Source organism: Pseudomonas sp. O230 (genome assembly GCF_045447035.1).
Lineage (GTDB): Bacteria > Pseudomonadota > Gammaproteobacteria > Pseudomonadales > Pseudomonadaceae > Aquipseudomonas.
The window spans coordinates 458,687-477,313 of sequence record NZ_JBJGXN010000004.1; the positions used below are offsets into that span (position 1 = coordinate 458,687).

At 59.1% G+C, this 18,627-nt stretch carries 18 protein-coding genes and 2 pseudogenes; 13 read left to right on the top strand and 7 right to left on the bottom strand.

What is annotated here, in order from left to right:
* Nucleotides 1-44: 44 nt before the first annotated feature.
* Nucleotides 45-1,733: a long-chain-fatty-acid--CoA ligase FadD2 gene (gene fadD2 / locus ACI77H_RS10970; RefSeq protein ID WP_407011911.1), complete on the top strand. Its 1,689-nt coding sequence runs from the start codon at nt 45-47 to the stop codon at nt 1,731-1,733.
* Nucleotides 1,734-2,115: 382 nt separating this feature from the next.
* Nucleotides 2,116-3,816, top strand: a complete 1,701-nt coding sequence (gene fadD1 / locus ACI77H_RS10975) for a long-chain-fatty-acid--CoA ligase FadD1 (protein ID WP_407011912.1) — start codon at nt 2,116-2,118, stop codon at nt 3,814-3,816.
* A gap of 124 nt (nt 3,817-3,940) precedes the next feature.
* Here the strand turns inward: fadD1 and ACI77H_RS10980 are convergent, their stop codons facing one another.
* Complete coding sequence (locus ACI77H_RS10980) at nt 3,941-4,318, bottom strand: hypothetical protein (RefSeq protein WP_407011913.1); 378 nt, start codon at nt 4,316-4,318, stop codon at nt 3,941-3,943.
* Between the two features lie 200 nt (nt 4,319-4,518).
* On the opposite strand from ACI77H_RS10980, the gene ACI77H_RS10985 reads away from it, so the two are divergent.
* From ACI77H_RS10985 to def, 3 genes are all read left to right on the top strand, one after another.
* Nucleotides 4,519-4,710 (top strand): CsbD family protein, encoded by a 192-nt coding sequence (locus ACI77H_RS10985; RefSeq protein WP_010457349.1) that lies wholly within the window; start codon nt 4,519-4,521, stop codon nt 4,708-4,710.
* Nucleotides 4,711-4,881: 171 nt separating this feature from the next.
* The gene (locus tag ACI77H_RS10990) at nt 4,882-5,838 is read left to right on the top strand and encodes a YihY/virulence factor BrkB family protein (protein ID WP_407011914.1); all 957 of its coding nucleotides are present in this window, start codon (nt 4,882-4,884) and stop codon (nt 5,836-5,838) included.
* Nucleotides 5,835-6,374, top strand: a complete 540-nt coding sequence (gene def / locus ACI77H_RS10995; protein ID WP_407011915.1) for a peptide deformylase — start codon at nt 5,835-5,837, stop codon at nt 6,372-6,374. The genes ACI77H_RS10990 and def overlap by 4 nt, the downstream gene beginning before the upstream one ends.
* Nucleotides 6,375-6,507: 133 nt before the next feature.
* Here the strand turns inward: def and ACI77H_RS11000 are convergent, their stop codons facing one another.
* Nucleotides 6,508-7,326, bottom strand: coding sequence for a class I SAM-dependent methyltransferase (locus ACI77H_RS11000; protein ID WP_407011916.1), 819 nt, complete (start codon nt 7,324-7,326; stop codon nt 6,508-6,510).
* Nucleotides 7,327-7,386: 60 nt separating this feature from the next.
* On the bottom strand, nt 7,387-7,824 hold the full coding sequence (locus ACI77H_RS11005) for a GNAT family N-acetyltransferase (protein ID WP_407011917.1): 438 nt from the start codon (nt 7,822-7,824) through the stop codon (nt 7,387-7,389).
* 432 nt (nt 7,825-8,256) lie between these two features.
* Between ACI77H_RS11005 and ACI77H_RS11010 the strand changes: the two genes are divergently transcribed.
* The 4 genes from ACI77H_RS11010 to ACI77H_RS11025 all read left to right on the top strand — a co-directional run bounded on the left by ACI77H_RS11010 (nt 8,257) and on the right by ACI77H_RS11025 (nt 11,823).
* A complete protein-coding gene (locus tag ACI77H_RS11010) occupies nt 8,257-9,198 on the top strand; it encodes a fatty acid desaturase (protein WP_407011918.1) in 942 nt (313 codons plus the stop codon).
* A 135-nt stretch (nt 9,199-9,333) separates the two neighbouring features.
* Entirely contained in the window at nt 9,334-10,125 is a 792-nt protein-coding gene (locus ACI77H_RS11015) for a phosphate/phosphite/phosphonate ABC transporter substrate-binding protein (RefSeq protein WP_407011919.1), read from the top strand.
* A gap of 154 nt (nt 10,126-10,279) precedes the next feature.
* A complete protein-coding gene (locus ACI77H_RS11020; protein WP_407011920.1) occupies nt 10,280-10,813 on the top strand; it encodes a sigma-70 family RNA polymerase sigma factor in 534 nt (177 codons plus the stop codon).
* Nucleotides 10,810-11,823 (top strand): ABC transporter substrate-binding protein, encoded by a 1,014-nt coding sequence (locus tag ACI77H_RS11025; protein ID WP_407011921.1) that lies wholly within the window; start codon nt 10,810-10,812, stop codon nt 11,821-11,823. The genes ACI77H_RS11020 and ACI77H_RS11025 overlap by 4 nt, the downstream gene beginning before the upstream one ends.
* Nucleotides 11,824-11,950: 127 nt before the next feature.
* On the opposite strand, the gene gstA is transcribed toward ACI77H_RS11025, so the two are convergent.
* Complete coding sequence (gene gstA / locus ACI77H_RS11030) at nt 11,951-12,553, bottom strand: glutathione transferase GstA (RefSeq protein ID WP_407011922.1); 603 nt, start codon at nt 12,551-12,553, stop codon at nt 11,951-11,953.
* Between the two features lie 99 nt (nt 12,554-12,652).
* Between gstA and ACI77H_RS11035 the strand changes: the two genes are divergently transcribed.
* From ACI77H_RS11035 to ACI77H_RS11045, 3 genes and pseudogenes are all read left to right on the top strand, one after another.
* Nucleotides 12,653-13,525 (top strand): LysR family transcriptional regulator, encoded by an 873-nt coding sequence (locus tag ACI77H_RS11035; protein WP_407011923.1) that lies wholly within the window; start codon nt 12,653-12,655, stop codon nt 13,523-13,525.
* Nucleotides 13,526-14,105: 580 nt separating this feature from the next.
* Nucleotides 14,106-14,663, top strand: a pseudogene (locus ACI77H_RS11040) (PAS domain-containing protein); the annotation flags it as partial.
* Between the two features lie 165 nt (nt 14,664-14,828).
* Nucleotides 14,829-15,260: pseudogene (locus tag ACI77H_RS11045) on the top strand (methyl-accepting chemotaxis protein); the annotation flags it as partial.
* Nucleotides 15,261-15,352: 92 nt separating this feature from the next.
* Here ACI77H_RS11045 and ACI77H_RS11050 read toward each other — a convergent pair.
* The 3 genes from ACI77H_RS11050 to ACI77H_RS11060 form a co-directional block, all read right to left on the bottom strand.
* Nucleotides 15,353-15,916, bottom strand: a complete 564-nt coding sequence (locus ACI77H_RS11050) for a hypothetical protein (protein ID WP_407011924.1) — start codon at nt 15,914-15,916, stop codon at nt 15,353-15,355.
* A 158-nt stretch (nt 15,917-16,074) separates the two neighbouring features.
* Nucleotides 16,075-16,707: a glutathione S-transferase family protein gene (locus tag ACI77H_RS11055; protein WP_407011925.1), complete on the bottom strand. Its 633-nt coding sequence runs from the start codon at nt 16,705-16,707 to the stop codon at nt 16,075-16,077.
* A gap of 81 nt (nt 16,708-16,788) precedes the next feature.
* Nucleotides 16,789-17,820: a LacI family DNA-binding transcriptional regulator gene (locus ACI77H_RS11060; protein ID WP_407011926.1), complete on the bottom strand. Its 1,032-nt coding sequence runs from the start codon at nt 17,818-17,820 to the stop codon at nt 16,789-16,791.
* A gap of 215 nt (nt 17,821-18,035) precedes the next feature.
* Here ACI77H_RS11060 and ACI77H_RS11065 point away from each other — a divergent pair, with 215 nt between their 5' ends.
* On the top strand, nt 18,036-18,569 hold the full coding sequence (locus tag ACI77H_RS11065) for a gluconokinase (protein ID WP_407011927.1): 534 nt from the start codon (nt 18,036-18,038) through the stop codon (nt 18,567-18,569).
* The last annotated feature ends 58 nt before the right edge of the window (nt 18,570-18,627 follow it).

Genomic DNA, 18,627 nt, shown 5'->3' on the forward strand with positions numbered 1-18,627 from the left:
AGAAAAGCGGCCCCGGATCGGTTCAGGTAAAGAGGACAAGAACAATGCAACCTGATTTCTGGAATGACAAACGCCCGGCCGGCGTACCCCTGGATATCGATCAAGGGGCCTACAAGTCAGTGATCGAGGTGTTCGAGCGTTCCTGCAAAAAATTTGCTGACCGCCCGGCCTTCAGCAACATGGGTGTCACCTTGACCTACGCCGAACTGGAACGCTACAGCGCCGCGTTCGCCGGCTACCTGCAAGCCCACACCGACCTGGTGCCGGGGGATCGCATTGCGGTGCAGATGCCCAACGTCCTGCATTACCCGATTGCCGTGTTCGGTGCGTTGCGCGCCGGGCTGATCGTGGTCAACACCAACCCGCTGTACACCGCACGGGAAATGCGTCACCAATTCAAGGATTCCGGTGCCCGCGCGCTGGTCTATCTGAACATGTTCGGGCAGAAGGTCCAGGAAGTGCTGGCCGACACCGACATTCAGTACCTGATCGAAGCAAAGATGGGCGACCTGATGCCCGTCGCCAAGGGCTGGCTGGTCAACACCTTGGTCAGCAAAGTGAAGAAAATGGTCCCGGACTACTCCTTGCCGCAGGCCATTTCCTTCAAGAGCGCGCTGCGTCTGGGCCGGGGCCTGGGCATCAAACCGTTGAACGCCGGTCTCAACGATATCGCCGTGTTGCAATACACCGGCGGCACCACCGGTCTGGCCAAGGGCGCGATGCTGACCCACGGCAACCTGGTGGCGAACATGCAGCAGGCGCGCGCCTGCCTCGGCCAGTTCGGCGATGACGGCCAGCCATTGTTGCGCGAAGGGCAGGAGGTGATGATCGCGCCGCTGCCGCTGTACCACATCTATGCCTTCACGGCGAATTGCATGTGCATGATGGTGACCGGCAACCACAACGTGCTGATCACCAATCCACGAGACATCAAGGGCTTCATCAAAGAGCTGAAAAACTGGCGGTTCTCGGCGTTGCTGGGGCTCAACACGTTGTTCGTCGCGTTGATGGACCACCCGGACTTCAAGACCCTGGATTTCTCCAGCCTCAAGCTCACCAACTCCGGCGGCACTGCGCTGGTCAAGGCCACCGCCGAGCGCTGGGAACAGCTCACCGGTTGCCGCATCACCGAAGGTTACGGCCTGACCGAAACCTCGCCGGTGGCGTGCACCAACCCGTACGGCGACAAATCCCGGATCGGTACGGTCGGCCTGCCGGTGCCGGGCACCACGTTGAAAGTCATCAACGATGAAGGCGTCGAGCAACCGCTGGGCGAACGTGGCGAGCTGTGCATCAAGGGCCCGCAGATCATGAAGGGCTACTGGCAGAAACCGGAGGCCACCGCCGAAGTGCTGGATGCCGAAGGCTGGTTCAAGTCCGGCGACATTGCGGTGATCGACCCGGACGGTTTTGTGCGCATCGTTGATCGCAAGAAAGACATGATCATTGTCTCGGGTTTCAACGTGTACCCGAACGAGATCGAAGACGTGGTGATGGCTCACCCGAAAGTCGCCAACTGCGCAGTCATCGGTGTGCCGGATGAGCGTTCGGGCGAGGCGGTGAAGTTGTTTGTGGTGGCGCGTGAGTCGGGGGTCAGCCTTGAGGAGCTGAAGGCTTACTGCAAGGAAAACTTCACGGCGTACAAAGTGCCCAAGCACATCGTGTTGCGTGAGTCGTTGCCGATGACGCCGGTGGGCAAGATTCTGCGGCGGGAGTTGCGGGATATCGCCTGATCGTTGAAAGGCAGCGCTTTGCGCGAATCGCGGGCATGCCCGCTCCTACAGGTTGGGTGTTGTTCAAGCAGTAAGTGAACGACACCAACCCTGTAGCAGTGGGCTTGCCCGTGATGCTTTTAGGGGAAGAGGCCCCGATTTGTGGGGCTTTCAGAGCGTTATAGAATTTTTGCTCTAAAATGACTGCTTGTTATTCTCGAGTCACAAATGTGACTGTAGAGGCCGCTTTTGGCTCTAGTCGGCCCTTGGCAAAGCTGCTACTCTCGGCGCGCTTTGTGACCTCTCGGCCTCTCTAAAAAGCCAGACTCACCAATAATCAAACACCAATAATAATCGCATCAAATGCGGTATTTGAATTCGCGTTGCTGAGGAGTGGGCTTCCATGATCGAAGACTTCTGGAAGGATAAGTACCCTGCCGGGATTGCTGCCGACATCAATCCGGACGAGTATCCGAATATTCAGGCAGTGCTGAAACAGTCCTGCCAGCGCTTCGCCGACAAGCCGGCATTCAGCAACCTGGGCAAGACAATCACCTACGGTGAACTGAACGAATTGTCCGGTGCCTTTGCCGCTTACCTGCAACAGCATACCGACTTGCAGCCGGGCGATCGAATCGCCGTGCAACTGCCCAACGTGTTGCAGTACCCGGTCGCCGTGTTCGGTGCCATTCGCGCCGGGCTGATCGTGGTCAACACCAACCCGCTGTACACCGCGCGGGAGATGGAACACCAATTCAACGATTCCGGTGCCAAAGCCCTGGTCTGCCTGGCCAACATGGCGCATCTGGCCCAGACCGTCGTGCCGAAAACCGGCGTCAAGCACGTCATCGTCACCGAAGTCGCCGACCTGCTGCCGCCGCTCAAGCGCCTGCTGATCAACAGCGTCATCAAGTACGTGAAGAAGATGGTCCCGGCGTATCACTTGCCCAAAGCCGTCAAGTTCAACGACGTGCTGAGCAAGGGCCATGGCCAGCCCGTGGCGGAAGCCAACCCGGACAGCGGCGATGTCGCGGTGCTGCAATACACCGGCGGCACCACCGGCGTGGCGAAGGGCGCAATGCTGACCCATCGCAACCTTGTCGCCAACATGTTGCAGTGCAAGGCGCTGATGGGTTCCAACCTGAATGAAGGTTGCGAGATCCTGATCACGCCGTTGCCGCTTTACCACATCTATGCCTTCACCTTTCATTGCATGGCGATGATGCTGATCGGCAACCACAACATCCTGATCAGTAACCCGCGCGACCTGACGGCGATGGTCAAGGAACTGTCGAAGTGGAAGTTCAGCGGCTTCGTCGGCCTGAACACGCTGTTCGTTGCCCTGTGCAACAACGAAGGCTTCCGCAAGCTGGATTTCTCGGCGCTGAAAGTCACCCTGTCCGGCGGCATGGCCCTGCAACTGGCCGCGGCCGAGCGCTGGAAAGCGGTCACCGGTTGCGCCATCTGTGAAGGTTACGGCATGACCGAAACCAGCCCGGTCGCGACCGTAAACCCGATCCAGCACATCCAGATCGGCACGATCGGCATTCCGGTGCCGTCGACCCTGTGCAAAGTTATCGACGATGCCGGCGTTGAGCAGCCGTTGGGTGAAATCGGCGAACTGTGTGTGAAAGGCCCACAGGTCATGAAGGGCTACTGGCAGCGTCAGGAAGCCACCGACGAAATGCTCGACAGCGAAGGCTGGTTGAAAACCGGTGACATCGCGCTGATCCAGCCTGACGGCTACATGCGCATTGTCGATCGCAAGAAAGACATGATCCTGGTGTCCGGTTTCAACGTGTACCCGAATGAACTGGAAGACGTGCTAGCGACCCTGCCGGGCGTGCTGCAATGCGCGGCCATCGGTGTTCCGGACGAGAAGTCGGGCGAGGCGATCAAGATTTTCATCGTCGCCAAGCCGGGCGTGACCCTGACCAAGGAGCAGGTGATGGAGCACATGCGTGCGAACGTTACTGGCTACAAGGTGCCGAAAGCCGTCGAGTTCCGCGATGCGCTGCCGACGACTAACGTTGGCAAAATCTTGCGTCGTGAGTTGCGTGATGAAGAGTTGAAGAAGATCAACGCGAAGAAAGTAGGCGCGTAAATAAAAAGCCCCGCAGATGCGGGGCTTTTTGTTCTGAAGCTGTAGGAGCCGGCTTGCTGGCGCATCAATCAACGTCGATGACGCCTGACACACCGCTATCGCCGGCAAGCCGGCTCCTGCAATGTTACTGCCGGAACGGCGCGAAATTGACGTTGGTGCCCGCCGGGCGCATGTCCTGCAAGTACGAATCCTTGTCCGCACTCAACTCCAGGCTCAACGCAGCCTTGCGTTTGCCCTGATTGCGCACCACCAGGCCTTCGAGCTTCTCGCGCAGGAACACCGTCGGCACTTTCAGGTGCAGCAGTTCGTCGGTGTCCGGCGTGTGCATCAGCAGGTGAATCCATTCGTACTGACCAATGGCCAGGCGTCCCACCGGGAGATCGAACCACCAGATGTTGCGGTTACGGTTCAATTCGGCGAAATGGCAGTTGTTGACGCCAAGCACAGCACCGCCGAGTTCCAGGTTTCTGCGGGCAATGGCCTGCTTTTTATCGAGTTTCATAACATTCCTACGGGATTGGATCTTCAGCGCCATGGCCTGAATACGTTGCGCATTCTCGGGGGTTGGTCGGCAAACATAAAGCCCAACCTGCACAGAACGATGAAATGTCGCCGGGAAAATAAATGAAACTCCGTGCAAACGCCCCCGGTCAATCCTTGTGTAACGACTTTTCTCGTTCAATTGTTCACAGGAGAAACACCATGAGCAGCACTGGCGATAAAGTAAAAGGCATGGCCAACGAAGCCGCCGGCAACGTCAAGCAAGGCGTCGGCAAGGCCACCGGTAACGACAAAATGCGCGCCGAAGGCGTTGTGCAGGAAAGAAAAGGCGAAGCTCAGCAAGCAGTGGGCAAAGCCAAGGACGCGATCAAGAAAGGCGTCGACAAGGCTTGATTCGGCCTTGGGTGAGTATCAGAAACGGCCATCCACGGATGGCCGTTTTTGTGTCAGCCTGAACTTGCACACTGAAATTGTTTCAAAGTCGCCAAGTAGGCTACTTTGATGTAGAAAACGGCCCCTGAGTCGCCACGACTTCAACCCGATTTGCGGCGAAAGGAGACGCTAATGTTTTTCCCCCACATGAAAGGCCTGCGCCTGCACCGTGTCATGGTGCGCACGGTGACCGAGTTCGTCGATGACGAGATGTCGACCTATGCCTCGGCGTTGGCCTATCAGATGTTGTTTTCGTTGTTCCCCTTCATTCTTTTCCTGATCGCCCTGATCGGTTTCCTGCACTTGCCGGACTTCTTTTCCTGGCTGCGCCTGCAATCGGAACTGGTCCTGCCGCCCCAGGCGCTGGAGCAGGTGAACCCGGTGATCGACCAGCTCCAGCAATCCAAGGGTGGTTTGCTCTCGGTCGGTATTGTCATTGCGCTGTATACGGCCTCGGCCGGCGTGCGACTGATGATGAGCGCGATGAACGCCGCGTACGACGTGGTCGAAGGCCGGCCGTTCTGGAAGCGTTTTCCGCTGTCGGTTTTCTACACCATCGGCATTGCCGGGATGTTGCTGATCGCCGCCGCGTTGATGGTCCTCGGGCCGCAGGTGATGGGCTGGATTGCCGCGCAGGTCGGGCTGGAAGACTTCATCGTCACGGTCTGGACCCTCCTGCGCTGGCCGGTCATCGTTATTCTGATGATGATCGCGGTGGCGCTGATCTATTACGTCATGCCCGACGTCAAACAGGAGTTTCGCTTCATCACCCCCGGCTCGGTGCTGGCGGTGGTGGTGTGGATCATTGCGTCGTTGGGCTTTGCGTTTTACGTCAAGACGTTCGCCAACTACAACGCCATGTATGGCAGTATCGGCGCGATCATCGTGCTGTTGCTGTACTTCTACATTTCCGCTGCGGTGCTGTTGCTTGGCGCGGAAATGAATGCGGTGATCGAACACATGTCGACCGAAGGCAAGGACCCTGGCGAAAAGGTCCCCGGCGAGCTCGACCATGAACACAAACACCACGTTTCGGGACTGGGTCGGGACCACTCGATCAAACCGAGCACTGACGAAGCCATCAAATGATCCGTGAAATCCTGAAAATGGGCGACGAGCGCCTGCTGCGCATCGCGCCGCCGGTCCCCGCCGAGATGTTCGACAGCCCCGAGCTTTGGCAACTGATCGATGACATGTTCCAGACCATGGAAAGCGTCGGCGGGGTCGGTCTGGCCGCGCCGCAGATCGGTGTCGACCTGCAACTGGTGATCTTCGGTTTCGAGCACAGCGAGCGTTATCCCGACGCTGAAGCGGTGCCGCAGACGATTCTGATCAATCCGTTGATCACGCCGTTGAGCCCGGTGATGGAAGAGGGGTTTGAAGGTTGCCTGTCGGTACCGGGATTGCGCGGCGCGGTGGATCGCTATCACCAGATTCGCTATGAAGGTTTTGATCCGAAGGGCGAGCCGATCATGCGCATCGCTTCGGGGTTTCACGCGCGTGTGGTACAGCACGAATGCGATCACCTGATCGGCCGGTTGTACCCGTCGCGGATTAGCGATTTCAGCAAGTTCGGCTTCACCGAAATCATGTTCCCCGACCTCGACCCGAACGCCGACGACTAAAGCCAACGCAGGACCAATGTGGGAGTGAGCCTGCTCGCGATAGCGGAGTGTCAGACGACATCAATGTTGAATGACAGATCGCTATCGCGAGCAGGCTCACTCCCACAGGGGATATCCATCAGCCTTTAGTGCTTTACTTCGCGGGTTTGACGAACCGCAACGTCATCCGGTCCGACTCGCCAATCGCCTGATACTTCGCTTTGTCCTTCTCCCCCAGCGTCAGCGCCGGCGGCAGTGTCCAGACGCCTTCCGGGTAATCCTTGGTGTCCTTTGGATTGGCATTGACCTCGCTCTGCCCCTCAAGCTTGAACCCGGCATCGGTCGCCAGTTTCACCACGTAATCGGTGGTCAGGTAACCGCTGTGCTTGATGTCATCCAGCGATGCCCCGTCCTTGGCCCGATGATCGACCACGCCGAGCACGCCGCCCGGTTTCAACACCTTGAAAAACGCCGCGAACGTCAACGATGCAGTATCGGGCAGCACCCAGTTGTGCACATTGCGGAAGGTCAGCACCGTGTCCGCCGAACCGGGCTTGCCGAACACCGGGGCTTTCGGGTCGAACTCCAGAACCTGCGCCTTCGCATAGTGCGCCGGGGCAGCGGCGAACTTGGCCTTGAGCTTTTCCTCATTCTTGCGCGCGTAGTCGCTGACCGTCGGCGCCTGGACCGCCGCCACGTACTGCCCGTGATCCTTGAGCAACGGCGCGAGCCATTCGCTGTACCAACCGTTGCCGGGGGTGATTTCAATGACGGTCTGCTTCGGCCCCAGACCGAAGAACTGCAACGTCTGCTGCGGATGGCGATAACCATCGCGTGCGACGTTCTCCGGCGCGCGCCAGGTGCCTTGCGCCACCTTGGCATATTGCTCGGCAGAAACCGTTGGCGGTTCGGCGGCGTGGCTGGACACGGGGACAAACAGGGCAAGCGTCAGAGCGAGAAGGGCGGGTTTCATGGCGCATCCCAGAGAGGTCGAAGTCGACTCCGAGGCTAGCACGCGGCAATCCTGGGCCGATCACACATTATCGATGGACGACCTCACCAACGGTTCTAAGCCCATGGCGATCATCGGTTTGCTGCGTGCGTAGCGGCTCAAGCGTTCGACCATGGCGTAGGGCATGGACGGATCGAAGGTAAAACCGCGACGTTCATAAAATCCGCGCAAATCCGGGTGGCAGAACAGCCAGACCGGTTGTTCGAGGCCGTTTACCGCTTCGGCAATCAGCGTCGCTGCGATCCCTTGTTCGCGGCACGAAGGATCGACGAACAAACCGGTCAACCAATGCCCGCCCGAGACCGGGCGCAAGCACAGCGCCGCAATGATCTCCTCACGCCTGGCCACCCACAACTGAGCGTCGCGGACCGCTTTCATCGAGGATTGGTGAGCACGATAAAACTTGTTCATCAGGGGCCATAACGGCTCGGCGAGCAAGGTGTACTGGGTGTCGGGCATGGGCTGGGTCTGTGTGTGCGCAAAGCGGGCGATTATAAAAGAACGCGCGGCGGGGGATAGGTGTATACCTGATCTCACATCCCGTATGAGTGGAGTACGTATCATGGCCAAAGGCATGGATTCAAAAAAAGCAGCGAAGAAAAAACCGGCGAAAACCGCCGATGAAAAACGCGCGGACAAGAAGGCCAAGAAGGTGGATGTGTTCGGCCATTAAGCTGTAAGCATGAAACCCACGTCCCCCTGTAGGAGCCGGCTTGCCGGCGATGGACTTTCAGACCCCGCGTTTATTCTTTGTAAACGCGTCATCGTTAACGCCCATCGCTGCGGTGCGGCGATCCGACAAGCCAGCGCCTACAGGGGGCGCAAAATAATCTGCAAGATTTCCCGATGCCATTGCACAGAAGGGGACTGGTCCCCGATCTGAGCAACGCCATGCCCCATTACTTCGATAGCGCCCACCGAGAAGAAATCGAAACCCTGCGCCAACGCCTGACCGCTCGCACCGAGTGGCCGACCTGGTTGCTATTGATCGGCGTGTACGTCGGCTGGTTCAGCATCGTGCTGGCCAGCGATCGATTGGGCATCTGGTGGAGCACGTTGCTCCTGATTCCGCTGGTGGTGCTGTGGTTGTCGGTGCAGCACGAATTGCTCCACGGTCATCCCACCCGCTGGACCACGCTGAACAAAATCCTCGGCTACGCACCGTTCGCCGTCTGGTACCCCTACACCCTCTATCGCGACAGCCATTTGCTGCATCATCGCGACGAAGACCTGACCCTGCCGGGCATCGATCCGGAAAGCCGTTACCTGAGCGCCGAGCGGTGGCAGGGCAGTTCCGTCTTTGAACAGAGCCTGTACTGGTTGAACAAAACCTTGCTCGGGCGCTTCATCCTCGGTGCGCCGCTGGCCTTGCTGGCGCTGGCGCGCGAAGAACTGCAACGCCTGCAATCGGGTGATCGGCAGGCCTGGTTGATGTGGCTGACCCACGGCGCACTGACCGTGTTGGTGTTGCTGTTTATTGCCCGTTACAGCGTGGTGCCGGTGTGGCATTACCTGTTGCTGATCAGCGTGCCGGCGCTGTCGATTGCCATGGTCCGCTCCTACTATGAACACCGCCCCCATGCGCAACCCGAGCAACGTACGGTGCTTAATGAAGCCGGCTGGCCATGGCGCTGGCTGTTTCTGAACCTCAATTTTCATCTGGTGCATCACGACCTGCCGGGCCTGCCCTGGTACGACTTGCCCCGCGCCTACCACGCGCGCCGCGAGCAATGGGTGGCGCGCAGCGGCGGGTTTCTGGTGCAGGGTTATGGCCAGTTGTGGCGTGAGAATGGGATAACGGCGATCGACAGCCCGGAACATCCATTCCACTGATTGCGAATACGTAACCCTGTAGGAGCCGGCTTGCTGGCGATAGCGGTTTGCCTGGCAACAATGATGTCGACTGACCCTCCGCCATCGCCAGCAAGCTGGCTCCTACAGTTGATTTTCGTTGTATGGACGATTTTGATGACTCAACACCTCGCCGAATTACTGATGTATGTCGCCCCCGAACCGATCCGTCAGGCCAACGAGCGCTGGCTTACGCGAATCCTCGAACGGCTCGGCGCCACCCGCCGCCACGCCGAAGGGCTGTCGCTGATGGCGCTGTGGCTGTCCCCGCAGTTGCTGCTGACCCAAACCTGCGGCTACCCGCTGATGACCGCATTGCGCGGCCAGGTCCGGATCATCGGCCGGCCTCGCTACGAACTGCCGGACAGCAGCGGCGGCAACCATTGCAGCCTGCTGCTGAGCCGTGCCGATGATTCACGCCGGACCTTGCCCGCCTTTTTCGGCAGCCGTGGCGTGATCAACGGCGAAGACTCCAACAGCGGCATGAACCTGTTGCGCCAACGACTGGCGCCGTTGCACCGCGACGGGCAGTTCTTCGCCAGTGTCGGCCTCAGCGGCAGCCACCGCGAGAGCCTGCGCTGGTTGCGCGAAGACCAGGCCGACCTCGCCGCCATCGACAGCGTGACCTTCGCCTACCTTGCGCGCCACGCCGAAGAGGCAGTGGCGGGATTGCGAGTGGTGGTGCGTAGCGCGTTCAGCCCGACCTTGCCGTACATCACCGTGGCGACTGCTAGCGATGAGCAAGTCGAGGCGTTGCGGCAGGTGATGAACCAGACCTTGCGCGAATTGCCCGACGTCGCTGAAGTCCTTGGGTTGCATGAAGTATTACCGGCGAGCGAGAGCGACTATCAGGTTGTTCTCGATTATCAGCAAGAAGCTGAGGCGTTGGGGTTCGGGCGCCTGCGTTGACTGAAGACCATTGGGGCGATCCATCAAACACCACGTTTATTCTTAAAACGAATATAAAAATGCATTTTAAGTATTATTAAAGCATAAGGCTCCTTGCTAGGATTCGCGTCACCGGACCACCGGACATTCAGCGACCCTAACCCTTGGAGCCTCTATGTCCGGCACCGACGTATCCCATCGAAATGACGTGGGCGGATTGTTCCGTGCCCATTACCCCTGGCTGTGCACTCGGTTGCGCCTGCTCCTGGGAGCCAGTTCCAGTGTCGAAGACATCGCCGCCGAAACCTTCGTGCAACTGCTTGAATCGCCGGGGCTGACGCCGATCCGCGAACCTCGCGCCTTGCTCACCACCATCGCCCGCCGACTGATTTATCAGCTCTGGCGCCGTCGCGATCTGGAGCGCCAGCACCTCGATCAACTGCAACATCTCGATCAGCCACATGCGTCCTCGCCCGAAGATTTGCTGCAACTGACCCAGGCGTTGCACCGCCTCGACCGGACGCTCGAACGTTTACCGGGCAAAGTCCGGGCGACGTTCCTGTTGTCGCGCATCGATGGCCTGACCTACCCGCAAATCGCCGCCGAACTGGGCATATCCCAGCGCTCGGTCAGCGTCTACATGACCCGCTCCCAAGCGTTGTGCACCCAGCACAGCGCCAATGAACCCTTGCACCAGAGGTCCGCATGAAATCGATCAAAACCCTGCTCGGCAGTTCGCTGCTGGCCCTGAGCCTTATGGCGACCCACGCTCCTGCCGCAGAAAAAACCGCGCCGATCCACTTCGGCGACATCACCTGGGAAAGCGGCAGCCTGATCACCGAGATCCTGCGGTTGATCGTTGAAAAAGGTTACGGCTACCCGACCGACACCTTGCCGGGCAGCACGGTCAGCCTCGAAGCAGCATTGGCCAAAAACGACATTCAAGTGATCGGCGAAGAATGGGCCGGTCGCAGTCCGGCGTGGGTCAAGGCTGCGTCGGAAGGCAAGGTGTTTGGGCTGGGCGACACGGTCAAAGGCGCCACCGAAGGCTGGTGGGTGCCGGAATACGTGATCAAGGGCGACCCGGAGCGCGGGATCAAACCGCTGGCGCCGGAGCTGAAATCCGTCGCCGATCTGGCGCGCTACAAAGACGTGTTCCGCGACCCCGAGGACCCAAGCCGCGGACGCTTCCTCAACAGCCCGACCGGCTGGACCTCGGAGATCGTCAACAGTCAGAAACTCAAGGCCTACGACCTGACCGCCAGCTTCGTCAACTTCCGCACCGGCTCCGGTGCGGCGCTGGATGCCGAAGTGGCATCGTCGATCCGTCGCGGCAAACCGGTGTTGTTCTACTACTGGTCGCCGACGCCGCTGTTGGGTCGCTTCAAACTGGTGAAACTCGAAGAACCGCCGTTCGACGCCGAAGCCTGGAAGACCCTGGCCGATGCCAACAATCCAAACCCCAAAGGCACGCGCTCGATGCCGGCGAGCCTGGCGATCGGCGTGTCTGCGCCGTTCAAGACGCAGTATCCGGATTTGGTAGCGTTCTTCGAGAAAGTCGATTTGCCGATCGATCTGCTGAACCAGACGCTGGCGCAGATGAGCGAAAAACGCCAGCAACCGCGTCAGGTGGCGCAAGCGTTTTTGCGTGATCAGCCGCAGATCTGGAAGGGTTGGGTGCCGGGTGAAGTGGCTACAAAAGTGAGTGCGAGTTTGTAGTTCTGCTGTGATTGGAAGATCGCCATCGCGGGCAAGCCCGCTCCCACAGGGTTCGTTGGTGTTCACGTATCTAGTGGCACACAGCCGATCCTTGTAGGAGCTGGCTTGCCAGCGATGGTCTCAAGGCTTACGCAGATTCTGCGGCCAACGCCGCTTGCACTGTCGGGCGCAAATCCACTCGAGCCTGAAACCGCAGCAACGCCGGCCATTCATTCAAATCAATCGCAAACAACGGCGCCCACCGCAGCACCGTAAACAAATACGCGTCGGCAATGCTGAAGCCACCTGTCAGCAGATAATCCTGCCGCTCCAGCGTCTGGCACAACACGGCAAAGCGCTTGAACAGTTTCTGCTTGATCAGCGCTTTCACTTCTTCAGGGAACTGTGTGTTGAACAGCCAGCCCAGCCCGCCATGAATCTCCGTCGAAACGAAATTCAGCCACTCCTGCAACCGTACCCGCTCGAACGTTCCATTGGCGGGCGCCAGATTCGCCTCGGGTCGCAAGTCCGCGAGGTACTGCAGGATCGCCGGGCCTTCAGTCAGCACGTCACCGTTGTCGAGTTGCAGCGCCGCAACGTAGCCCTTCGGGTTGATGGCGAGGAAATCGGCACCGCTCGCGGTCTGTTTGGTGCGGTTGTCGACACGGATCAACTGGAACGGCAGGTCCAGTTCACGCAGCACAATGTGCGGTGCCAGCGAGCAGGCTTGGGGGGCGTAAAACAGCTTCATCGGCGGGGCTCTGGTTGGGGATTTGCGCCAGTGTCATAGTGCGCGGGACCATCGGTAAAATTAATTTTCCAGAAAATTGCCATAAGGAAAGCTACTGCCATGATGAATCTGATGCACTGGCGAATGGTGGTGGCAGTGGCCGATACGGGCAACATTACCCGCGCGGCCGAGCGGGTCGGCATGACCCAGTCAGGCGCGAGTCAGGCGTTGGCGCTGATCGAGGAAACCCTCGGTGTGCAGCTGTTCACTCGGGAGAATCGTCAAACGCTGCCGACCGCCATCGGCCTGCCGGTCATCGAGCAGGCCCGGACCATGCTCGGTGCCCTGGAAAACATCCGCAGTACCGTTGATGCCGCGAAAGACATCCAGTGCGGGACGATTCGCCTGGCGAGTTTCCCCATGGTGCTGGCGACCTTTCTACCGCCGCTGCTGCGCACTTTCAGTCGGCTTTACCCCGGCATTCAGGTGGTCGCGCTGGAAGTCCGCGACGACGAAGTGGAAACCCTGCTCGGCGCCGGTCTGGTGGATGTCGGCGTGGTGTTGAACCCGGCGCCGGAGCGCAATGCCGGTCGTTTGGGGCGCGATGCCTGGGTCGCGGTTTTGCCCGGCGGCCATCCCTTGGCGCGCCGCTCGACTGAACAAGGCGTCACCCTCGCGGAGTTGGCAGACCAACCGTTTGTGCTGGCCACGGGCGGCTGTTCGACCAACGCCCGCAGCCTGGCCATCGATGCCGGTCTGCAATTGCGCGACGTTCGGGTCGAGGTCCGCGAGTGGAGCAGTGCGTTCACCCTGGTGCGGGAAAACATCGGGGTAACGCTGGTCCCGGAAATGACCTTGCCCAGCCATCTCCAGGGGCTGCGTGTGGTGCCGGTCAAACCGCGTATCGATCGCGAGTTTGCCTTGGTGGTCGCTGCAAACAAACAACCCTCGGCGGCGGTGCAGGCGTTGTTGGGAATGCTGGCTGAACAATAAGTCGGGCGTTAGCTGAACCGTTTTTGTCCTCGATACTGGCCGACTAATGGCCTTGCAAGCCTATTGCGGCTGGCTATGCTCAGTTCTGAGTAGCCATGTCGGTCGCCATTTGAAGGCCGTCAGGCCCGCTTCAAGAGTGCGCAACCCAAGGCGCCGATGCGAGCACAAGGAGCGTTACGGTAAAGGGAATGACTTATGGAAAAAACGTTAGGGCTGGCCCGGTCCCGGGCTATCAAGAGATGGATGTCTTGATAAGAGCGTTGCAACATGGACTCTCCGATTCAACATCATTGATCACCTGACAATTCCTCCTTTGGAGGAACGCGTGTGCCTGTTCCATGGAACGTTGTGGTGGATACGTTGAAAGACCGCAGAACTTTCATCAATCAAATGACCGCGCTTAGGGTGATACGACCATGTTTAACCTACATCACAAGGCTGACCTGCTGGAAATCGAGCGTTACAACTGTGCGCTGAGCGAGGCCAACGCCAAATTGGCCGCCGTCAGCCGTTCGATGGCGATGATTGAATTCACCCTGACGGCATCGTGCTTGATGCCAACGACAACTTTTGCAAAGTCATGGGTTACAGCGCCGAAGAAGTGCGCGGTAAACATCACCGGATCTTTTGCGAAGAAGCGTTTTATCGCAGTGAAGCCTACGCCCAGTTGTGGCGTGACCTGGCCCGTGGCGAGCCGGTCAGCGGGACTTTTTTACGCTTGAACAAGAGCGGCAAGGAGATCTGGCTCGAGGCCAGTTACCTGCCGGTTATCGGTGCCGACCGGCAAGTCAGCAGTGTGATCAAAGTCGCGACCGACATTTCGGACCGGATTAACAAGGAACACGAAAACGAAAGCATGCTCGCGGCAATCGGTCGGTCCATGGCGGTGATCGAATTCACTCCCGAAGGCAATGTGATCACCGCCAATGAAAACTTTCTGAAGACCACGCATTACGCGCTCAACGAAGTCGCTGGCCAGCATCACAGACTGTTTTGCCATCGCGCCGAAGCCGAATCGCCGTCTTACAAAGCGTTCTGGGCTTCACTGAATCGCGGTGAATATCACTCACACCGTTTCGAACGCAGAGACAAGCACGGCCATACCATTTTTCTCGAAGCGTCCTACAACCCGTTGTTCGACGCCCACGGCCGATTGTACAAAGTGGTGAAGTTCGCCAGCGACATCACGCTACAAGTGACCACGCTGCAGACGGCAGCGGAGTCGGCCCACAGCACTTCTGTACAGAACGACGCCTGCGCGCAGAAGGGGTCGAAGGTGGTGCAGCAGACGGTGCAGATCATTCAGGACATCTCCAGGGACTTGAACGAAGCCGCGCTGAGCATCGATGCAGTGAGCAAACAGTCCGACATCATCGGCACCATCGTTCAGACCATTCGCGGCATTGCCGACCAGACCAACCTGCTGGCGCTCAACGCAGCCATCGAGGCGGCTCGGGCCGGGGAACACGGTCGAGGGTTCGCGGTGGTGGCGGATGAGGTTCGCAGCCTCGCGGCGCGCACGAGTCAGGCGACGCTGGAGATTGTCGAGGTGGTGCGCAAGAACCATGATTTGTCGTTGAGCGCGGTGTCGAGCATGCAGTCGAGCCTGAGCCGCACCGGTCTTGGGGTGGAACTGGCGAACGAAGCGGGGGAGGTGATTCTGGAAATCCAGCAGGGCTCGCGGCATGTGGTGGATGCGATCAGCCAGTTCAATTCAACGTTGCAGTTGAACTGAAACATTGACCTGTAGGAGCCCAGCTTGCTGGCGATGGCGTTTTTGGATACGCCATCGCCAGCAAGCTGGCTCCTACAAAAGCATCAGCACGGTTACAGCGATGCGAGGAATTTGTCGACCACCTGGGCGCTGCCTTTCTCATTGCTGCTGCCGTTTTCTTTCTCGGCCTGCGCCAGTTTGATCTTGTCTTGCAGGCGCTCGGCAATCTCTTTACCGATTGCCAGTTGTTTCTCTGGCGGCATGGCTTTGAGGTCTTCTTCGGTGATCCCCATCTCCTTCAGAATACTGTCGCGCAACCGCTGTTCCGGGGTTTTGCTCATGTAGTCCTTGAAGTCGGCCATGGCGCTGCTTTCGGCGGCCTTCGGCACTGTCGAGGCATCGGTGGCTTGCAACGCGACACGGGTTTTGGCGAACGCTTCATCGACGTTGTCGCTGATTTTGTTGGCGGCGTTGACCTGTTCCGTGGCGAGTCTGGAAGCGGACGCCTGGACCTTGCCGTCGTTCTTCAGGTTTTGCAGCTGGATATTGTTTTGCACGCTCTGCATCAACACGGCTTGCAGGCCACCCTGAAGACCCGCAGCGGCGTCCGCGGTCGGTTCGTCGCCCGGCTTTTTGGGGAGCGGCGTCATTAGGTTTTGTTTTGCACTGACCAACATGATGAGTAGACCTTGTAGGTGTTTGCGGTGCAGCGATTTCAGCAAATAGCGTGCCTAAGCAATAAACCCCAATAAATTCAATGGATTATGTTTTTGCTTGAGCTGTTGGCGGAAGAATTGCGGTCAACCTTTGCCGCCCGACGGCAGCAGTCGACTGATCAAGGCAGGCCGTTGCAGCCGTGTTTGAGGAATCCGGGGCGTTGCGCCAGGCGTTGGAAATATTCGTCGATGGCCGGGAAATCCGGGCGATCCATCGGCGTCATCAGCCAACGGTTGACTGATAGCCCGATGACGATATCGGCCAGCGTGAACCGTGGCCCGGCCACATACGCTTGGGTGGCCGCGAGCTGATGTTCGAGGATGCCCATCTTCTGGTTCCAGCCGCGTAAACCCGTGGCAATCCGGTGCGCGTCCTGGAACTCCGGGTCTTTGCGTACCAGCGCCGTGAACGCGTAGCTCCAGGACGAATTGAGATCGGTGGCTTGCCAATCCATCCACTGCTCCACCCGGGCGCGCGCCGCCGGTTCGTGCGGCAGCAATTCAGCGTGCGGGTGTTTGCCGGCCAGATAACGGCAGATGGTGTTGGACTCCCACAGCACGCCCGCATCGTCGATGATCACCGGCACCTGTGCGTTGGGGTTGAGCCGGACAAACTCGGGACTGTGGGTCGACGCATACCCGCTGCCCCAGTCCTCGCGCTCGTAGGAAAGGTTCAGCTCGTCGCAGGTCCACAGGACTTTTCTGACGTTGATGGACGACGCTTTACCGAGGATCTTCAGTGCATGTTCCATGGAGCTGCTCCTTTAGCGATTGGACGCTTCTGGAAGGTCAGAATACCCCTGTAGGAGCCAGCAAGCCGGCTCCTACAGGTGTTACGTGCTCTCGCGCACTTTCAACTCAAACCCCATGTCCTGCACCGGTTTCGCCACCGTATTGCCCGCCATTAACGTCAGCATCTGCTCCGCCGCACGTCGGCCAATCGCCTCGCGCGGGGTGCTGATGCTGCTGAGGCGCGGGACCATGTGCGCCGAGGCCGGCAGGTCGTTGAAACCGAGGATCGCCACTTGTTCGGGGATTTTGATCCAGCAGCGCATGGCTTCAAGCAGGGCGCCTTGGGCCAGGTCGTCGTTGCCGAAGAAGATCGCATCGACATCGGGATGACTGGCGATCAGTTGCAGGAACAATTCGCCGCCCAAACCGACGGAAGAGGCGCGCGGCGTCAGTACTTCCAGGTCCGGGTCATAGCGACCGGCCTTTTGCAGGGCTTTGCGGAAACCTTCGCCGCGCAGCAAGGTGCGTTGATCCAGTTGCGCACCGATGTACGCCAATCGTTGGCGACCGCGAGAGAGCAAATGCTCCGCCGCTGTTTCGCCGGCCGCCAGTTGCGAGAAACCCACGCAATTGAGGCCGGCGGCGCTGTCGAGTTCCATCATGTACACGCAGGGAATATTGCTCGCCTCGATCATCCGCCGCGAACTTTCGGTGCGATCAAACCCGGTCAACAGCAAGCCGCGCGGCTGATAGGCCATGTAATTGCGCAGCAGGTTTTCTTCTTCATCACGCGAGTAATGGAAGTTGCCGATCAGCACTTCGAAGCCCTTCGGTCGCAAAACCTGATGAATGGCTTCCAGGGTGTCGATGAACAGCAAGTTGGACAGTGACGGCACCAAAACCACCACAGAATGGCTCTGGGCCGAGGCTAATGCGCGGGCGGCGGGGTTGACCACGTAGTTGAGTTCAAGCGCGGCTTTCTGGACTTTTTCCACCAGTTCGGTGGCCACCGTGCTCACGCCGCGCAAGGCGCGGGAGGCGGTAATCGGGCTGACGCCGGCCAGTCGAGCTACTTCATTGAGGGTTGGGCGGCCAGTGGTTCGCGTATTTTTATCGTTTTTGGGGGAGGTCATCGGGCGGCTTGCCAAACAAAATTCAAGGTACTAAGGTAGCGCTGTCCCGATGCAGCTGCAAATGCGTAAGCGAGTTTTGCCTGAACCTCGCTTTTCGGCGTCGGCAACGAACATGCTGCAACCCACAAAAATGACAAGAAGGCGTCGGCAACTTCTGCTTTTGAACGAGTGTCATAGCTTTCAAAGGTAGCGCTGTCTGCGCGCTGAGGTGTTACATGAATCATCCCATCACCGCCCTGGTCATCATGGGCGTTGCCGGTTGCGGCAAGACCTGCGTCAGCGAAGCCCTGTGCGAGCTCAGCGGCGCCACGGCCATTGAAGGCGACACTTTTCACCCCACCGCCAATATCGAAAAGATGAGCGCGGGTATCCCTCTGAACGACGACGACCGCGCCGGCTGGCTCGACAGCCTGTGCGATGAACTGCGCCGCGTCGACGCCACCGGCCAGCGCCCGGTGCTGACCTGCTCGGCGCTCAAACACAGTTACCGTGAAGTACTGCGCAGTGCCTTGCCGGGCCTGGGCTTTGTGTTCCTGGAACTCACACCGGAAGTCGCCGCCGATCGCGTCTCCCATCGGCCCGGCCACTTCATGCCGTCGACCCTGATCGACAGCCAGTTCGCCACCCTTGAATCCCCCGTCGGCGAACCGCTGACGTTGGCCCTCGACGCCTCGAACCACAGCGTCGACCAATTGGCGCAGCAGGCGCATGCCTGGTGGCTGGAACACGGCCTGAAACGCGCCGGTTAATTTTTGCTTGAAAAGATAGCGCTGTCCTTATGGCTTTCGAATTACCCGCTTTAATAAC